3 protein-coding genes are annotated in these 2,876 nt (G+C 60.8%); 2 read left to right on the top strand and 1 reads right to left on the bottom strand.

The genetic code is table 11. From position 1 onward, the window contains the following. Positions 1-238 precede the first annotated feature (238 nt). Positions 239-520: a hypothetical protein gene (locus QMX86_RS27800; protein ID WP_073471200.1), complete on the top strand. Its 282-nt coding sequence runs from the start codon at positions 239-241 to the stop codon at positions 518-520. 51 nt (positions 521-571) lie between these two features. On the opposite strand, the gene QMX86_RS27795 is transcribed toward QMX86_RS27800, so the two are convergent. Next, entirely contained in the window at positions 572-778 is a 207-nt protein-coding gene (locus QMX86_RS27795) for a hypothetical protein (protein WP_073471201.1), read from the bottom strand. 244 nt (positions 779-1,022) lie between these two features. On the opposite strand from QMX86_RS27795, the gene QMX86_RS27790 reads away from it, so the two are divergent. Continuing rightward, complete coding sequence (locus QMX86_RS27790) at positions 1,023-2,777, top strand: L-lactate permease (protein ID WP_122703903.1); 1,755 nt, start codon at positions 1,023-1,025, stop codon at positions 2,775-2,777. Positions 2,778-2,876: the final 99 nt, after the last annotated feature.

Here is a 2,876-nt window from a genome sequence, read left to right as displayed (position 1 = left end):
TAGGTGGGTCAGTCGATTTCGATGCTGAAGGTTCCGGCCTCTTCGCGAGCAGGCTCGCTCCCACATCTGAATGCCTTGCACCTGTGGGAGCGAGCCTGCTCGCGAAGGCGCCATCAGCCCCACTGCAAATGCTCAACCATCACCGACATCGATATCCACCATCGCCACGATTGCCTTCCGCCCTCCCATGATGAAAGGCACGATTGACTCATCCGAAACACAACGAGGCGTTCACACCATGATCCACACCCAAGTCACCCTCTCCGTGAGTTTCCCGGTGTTCGGCAGCAACTACTACCAACAGCACGTCGTGCCGCGCAAGGCGCAGGCGCTGGTGTTCAACAAGGATTTCGACGATCTGCTGATGCCCGCCGCCAGCAACCATTTCAGCAATGAAGTGGTCGGCCTCAACGATCAGTTCCGTTTTCTGAGCGACATACTCGCCACCCATTTGCTCGATCACGAGGCCTCGGTGCCTGCGCGATCCCGCGTCCAGGCGAACGCTCGTTTTTTCAACTGAAGGCTGATGCACAGAGGGCGTTCCTTTGACGGGAACGCCCTCTTCATTCAATCAGTCATCATCGCGATCACGATGATAACGACGGCCATCGCGGCGGTCGTCATCGCGGTCTTCCCAGCGCCGGTCATGGTCGTAATAGCGGCCGTGGTCGCGGTCGTAGTGCCGGCCATGGCGATGGTCATCATCAAAATCCGCAATACAGCCGCTCAGCAATACGGCGGCGGTCACAGTGAGCAGCATCGTTGTCGCTTGCTTCATTCAACACTTCCCTAAAACCCAAGGTCTTGACGACGGAAATCGCCACGCTGCCCGCGTCTTCGGGACGCAGTGCGCGCAGCCGCAGATACGACCGGGCAAAAGCGCGTTGATTCAGTGGCCACTATCGACCGTTTGTCGGCTCGTTCGTCGCAGCCGAACAGCGGCGTAACGCCACCTATACTGCTTGCAACCTACCCCCATGCAATGGATCTGCGCCCTCAATAACAATAAGCAGAGGTGGATCATGGTCTGGCAGCAAATCTACGACCCGTTCGGCAACCCGGTACTCTCCACGCTGATGGCCGCAGTGCCGGTGGTGGTGATGCTCGCGGCGCTGGCGTTCTTTCACGTCAAGGCGCATCTGGCGGCGCTGTTGGCGCTGGCGTCGGCCCTGCTGATCTCGATTTTCGCCTTCGACATGCCGGCGGGCATGGCCGGTTCGGCGGCGTTGTTCGGCGCGGCGAATGGCTTGCTGCCGATCGGCTGGATTGTGCTCAACATCATCTTTCTGCATCGCCTGACCACCGAAAACGGTTCGTTCAAAGTGCTGCAGGATTCTCTAGCGCGCATCACCGATGACCGACGTTTGCAATTGCTGCTGATCGCCTTCTGTTTCGGTGCGTTCTTCGAAGGTGCGGCAGGCTTTGGCACGCCGGTAGCGGTGACCGGGGCGATTCTGATCGGCCTGGGTTTTTCGCCATTGGCCGCATCGGGTCTGGCGCTCATCGCCAATACCGCGCCCGTCGCTTTCGGTGCGCTGGGCACACCGATCATCACCTTGGCCAAAGTCACCGGGCTGGATGAGATGGAGCTGTCGATGATGGTCGGCCGGCAGTTGCCGTTCTTCTCGGTGCTGGTGCCGTTCTGGTTGATCTGGGCGTTTGCCGGGTGGCGCAAGATGCTCGAGGTGTGGCCGGCGATTCTGGTGGCTGGGGTGAGTTTCGCCATCCCGCAATTTCTCGTGTCGAACTACCACGGGCCGATGCTGGTGGACGTGATCGCTGCGCTGATTTCCATGGCGTGTCTGACGCTGTTCCTCAAGGTGTGGAAACCGGCGACCATCCACACCTCGGCGGCGCTGTCCGGGCGCGTCGACAACTCCAAGGTCGACGAAGAAACAGTCACCGCCAGCGCCGCGTTCAGCGATCAGGCGCGCCCGGCAGTGATGCGTGCGTGGATGCCGTGGATCATTCTCACGGTGTTCGTGTTTGCCTGGGGCACCCAGGGTTTCAAGAACATGTTCGATACGCGCCCGGTGATCGACCCGGTCACGCAGTCGGCCAAGCTCGACCCGCAAGGCAAACCGGTACGCGAGGCCAATCCGATCTTCGCCCCGGCGCTGACCTTCACCGGTCTGCATCTGCAAATAGAAAAAGTGCCGCCGGTTGTCGCGGCGCCGAAAGCCGAGGAAGCGATTTACAAGTTCACCTGGCTGACCGCCACTGGCAGCGGGATCTTGCTGGCGGCGATTGTCGGCGGTCTGCTGATGGGGTATTCGATCCCGCAATTGATCAAGCAATACCTGCGCACGCTGTGGGTGGTGCGTTTTTCGCTGATCACGATTGCAGCGATGCTCGCGCTGGGCTTCCTCACCCGCTATTCGGGGCTGGATGCGACCATGGGCCTGGCGTTCGCGGCGACGGGGATTTTCTATCCGATGTTCGGCACGCTGCTCGGCTGGCTGGGGGTGGCGCTGACCGGTTCCGACACTGCTTCGAACGTGCTGTTTGGCGGCTTGCAACGGGTGACCTCGGAACAGCTGGGTATCAGTCCGGTGCTGATGGCGGCAGCGAACAGTTCCGGTGGGGTGATGGGCAAGATGGTCGACGCGCAGTCGATCGTCGTCGCCTCCACCGCGACCCGTTGGTACGGGCATGAGGGCGAGATTCTGCGTTACGTGTTCTTCCACTCGATCGTGCTGGCGATCCTGGTCGGCGGGCTGGTGACGTTGCAGGCGTATGTCGCACCGTTTACCTCGATGGTGGTGGGTGGGCCATAACTGAAAAACACATCTCCAAGGTGGGAGCGAGCCTGCTCGCGAAGAGGTCGGCACATCCAGCAGCGGCTGGGTCTGGCCCGGCGCTTTCGCGAGCAGGCT

It is taken from the genome of Pseudomonas sp. PS01270 (genome assembly GCF_029959775.1).
Classification (GTDB): domain Bacteria; phylum Pseudomonadota; class Gammaproteobacteria; order Pseudomonadales; family Pseudomonadaceae; genus Aquipseudomonas; species Aquipseudomonas atacamensis.
Note: the sequence above shows the minus strand (reverse complement) of the source record. Positions and strands in the feature narration are given on the sequence as shown.